This window comes from Brevundimonas sp. (assembly GCF_036405315.1).
Taxonomy (GTDB): domain Bacteria; phylum Pseudomonadota; class Alphaproteobacteria; order Caulobacterales; family Caulobacteraceae; genus Brevundimonas.
The window spans coordinates 1-2,839 of the sequence record NZ_DASWXW010000190.1 but is presented as its reverse complement, the minus strand read 5'-3'; the positions used below and the strand labels follow the sequence as shown (position 1 = coordinate 2,839).

Annotated in this window: 3 protein-coding genes; all 3 read right to left on the bottom strand. The window is 66.9% G+C overall.

Translation table 11 applies throughout. The features are described 5' to 3' along the window. A partial coding sequence (locus VGE49_RS11825) for a CobW family GTP-binding protein (RefSeq protein ID WP_331034745.1) occupies positions 1 to 749 on the bottom strand: 749 nt, incomplete at its 3' end. 50 nt (positions 750 to 799) lie between these two features. After that, complete coding sequence (locus VGE49_RS11820) at positions 800 to 1,786, bottom strand: cation diffusion facilitator family transporter (protein WP_331034744.1); 987 nt, start codon at positions 1,784 to 1,786, stop codon at positions 800 to 802. Between the two features lie 86 nt (positions 1,787 to 1,872). Next, entirely contained in the window at positions 1,873 to 2,532 is a 660-nt protein-coding gene (locus tag VGE49_RS11815) for a hypothetical protein (protein WP_331034743.1), read from the bottom strand. Positions 2,533 to 2,839 lie beyond the last annotated feature (307 nt).

Sequence of the window (2,839 nt, the reverse complement as noted above, 5' to 3'; positions counted from 1 at the left end):
TCATGACCGCAGTGCTCGTCATGGACGTGATCGTGGTCATGATGGTCATGGCCGCAATGTTCGTCGTGGACGTGGCCCTCGGCGCCGTGGGGCGGGTTCACGAAGTCCGGCTTGACCTCGAGGATGCGCTCCAGATCGAAGTCGTTCAGGCCCAGCTCCTGATCCAGCGGCACGTTCGACCTCTCGGCGCGTACGATCGGGGCCAGGGGGTTCAGCGCGCGCAGGCGGGCCTCGACCGCGGCCAGCTGGGCCTCGTCCACCAGGTCGATCTTGTTCAGGATGATGCGGTCGGCGAAGGCCACCTGCTCGCGCGCTTCTTTCGAGTCGTCCAGGCGCGCCATGACGTGCTTGGCGTCGACCAGGGCGGTGACGCTGTCCAGCTGGGTCTTGGCCTTGACCTCGTCGTCGACGAAGAAGGTCTGGGCCACCGGACCGGGGTCGGCCAAGCCGGTCGTCTCGACGATGATGGCGTCAAAGGCGGGCTTGCCGGGACGCTGGCGCTTCATCAGGCCGTTGACCACCCGGATCAGGTCGCCGCGCACCGTGCAGCAGACGCAGCCGTTGTTCATCTCGAACACGTCCTCGTCGGCGCCGACCACCAGGTCGTTGTCGATGCCGATCTCGCCGAACTCGTTGACGATGACGGCGTAACGCTTGCCGTGGTCCTCGGTAAGGATGCGGTTCAGCAGGGTGGTCTTGCCGGCGCCGAGGTAGCCGGTAAGGACGGTGACGGGAGTCTTCTGGGTCATGGGCGGCTAGATGGCGGCTAGAGGGCCGGAAGGGAAGAGGCGCGGAGCGCTTAACAGGTCGGGCAATCCGGCAGGGCGCCGCTTTCCAGCTGGAAGGTGGTGTGGCTGATGTCGAAGCGGCTGCGGGCGACGCCCTGGGCCTCGATCAGCAGGGCGTCGGCGTCAGGCCGGTCATGGACCAGATGCGCCGTCAGGGCCGTGTCCGTGGTCGACAGGCCCCAGATGTGCAGGTCATGCACCGCGCGAACGCCCGGCAGGGCCAGGAAGGCGTCGCGGACCTGATCCACCTCGACCCCGTTCGGGGCGGCGTCCAGCGCCAGATTGACCGAGTCCTTCAACAGGCTCCAGGTGCCCAGCATGATGACGGCGACGATGGCCAGGCTGACCAGGGCGTCGATCACGGCCCAGCCGGTCAACAGGATCACCGCCCCGGCGACGACCACGCCCAGCGACACGGCGGCGTCGGCCATCATGTGCAGATAGGCGCCGCGCACGTTCAGGTCCTTGTGCTGGTCCTTCATGAACAGCAGGGCCGTGCCCAGGTTGATGAAGAAGCCGATGCCCGCCACCACCATGATGACGCCGGACGCCACCGGCGCCTGCTCGGCCAGACGACGAACAGCCTCGAAGGCGATGGCGCCGCAGGCGAAGATCAGCAGCAGGGCGTTGCCCAGGGCCGCCAGCACCGTCGCCTTGCCGTATCCATAGGTGCGTTTGGGCCCCGCCGCGCGCCGCGCCAGCCAGGCCGCGCCCCCGGCCATGGCCAGACCCAGAACGTCGGACAGGTTATGGCCCGCATCGGCCATCAGCGCCGTCGAATCGGCCCAGATCCCGGCCCCGAACTCGCAGGCGACAAAGGCCAGGTTGAGGATCAGACCGACGGCGTAGCGCCAGTCGCCCGTGTCCACCGGCCCATGATGATGGGCGCCGACGCCGTGGGAATGACCGTGCGAATGGCCGTGCGCGTGGTCATGACCTGTATGGTCGCGCCCCGCATGGCTGTGGTCGTCATGGTCGTGTGTGTGATCGTGCGCCATGCAACCCCTCTAGGCCCGCCCGCCGCGCCGCGTCAACGCAAACGAACTTAAGTCATTGAATGTAAATATATAACCTATCAATCGCGTCAGTGCTGATGCGCCATCACCAGGAAGCCGATCAGGATCAAGGCCACGCCCAGGATGGCGCCCTCATAGCGCGCCCACCGCTCCAGCCGCAGGATCGAGTAGCCGGCGCTGGCCAGGGCGGCCAGCAGGGTCATGCCCAGCACCGTCCCCGCGGCGAAGGCGACGGTCAGCAGACTCAGGGCCATCACCCCCTCGGTCGCCGACGACAGATAGATGGGCAGCAGCACCTCGCCCGGCGTCACGGCCATCATCAGCACCAGGCCCCAGAAGGCGGCGCGGTCCGAGACGGCCGGTTCGGGAACCTCGGCCTCGGGTCCGGTCGCCGTGATCGGCTTCTGCAGCGAGGCCCTTGCCAGATAGAAGGCGCCGAACAGGAACAGCAGCGCCGCCGACAGATGCGGCAGCAGACCGCCGATCCAGGCGTTCAACGCCAGCCCCGCCGCCACGATCAGCGATCCGACCAGGGCCGTCGAGGCGATGTGGGCCAGCCCCGCCGTCACCGCGACCGTCATGACCCGCATCAGGCTCCAGCGCTGCGCCCGGCCCACCAGGACGAAGGGCAGCCAGTGGGTCGGCAGGGCCGCGTGCAGGAAGGCCGCGACGAATCCCCCGCCCAGAAGCGAGATCAGTACGGGCTGCTGGAGATCGGACGGCGACATTCCGCGCCTTCTATATTGTTACTTTGTAACGGTCGAGAGGCGATCCCCACGAATCTGCCGCCCGGTCTCCCTCTCTCGCGCGCGTGTTCTTCCTATTGCGGATGAACGACAAATCAGGCCACATCCTCGCCGCAACGCCGCCTGCGCGCGGGTTTTAGCCCCAGAAGCCGCCCTTTCGCGTTGACTCTGGCGCGCCCTTCCGTATATGTCGCCGCTCTTCGCCCGCAGGGTTTCCTGACGGGCGCATTCTTTTTTGCGTTCACGCTGAGGCTTCCAAATGTACGCGGTGATCAAGACCGGCGGAAAG

What these genes read in the sequence shown, in the direction of transcription:
- VGE49_RS11820 (WP_331034744.1), bottom strand. Translation starts at nt 1,786, where the DNA reads ATGGCGCACGATCACACACACGACCATGACGACCACAGCCATGCGGGG.
- VGE49_RS11815 (WP_331034743.1), bottom strand. Translation starts at nt 2,532, where the DNA reads ATGTCGCCGTCCGATCTCCAGCAGCCCGTACTGATCTCGCTTCTGGGC.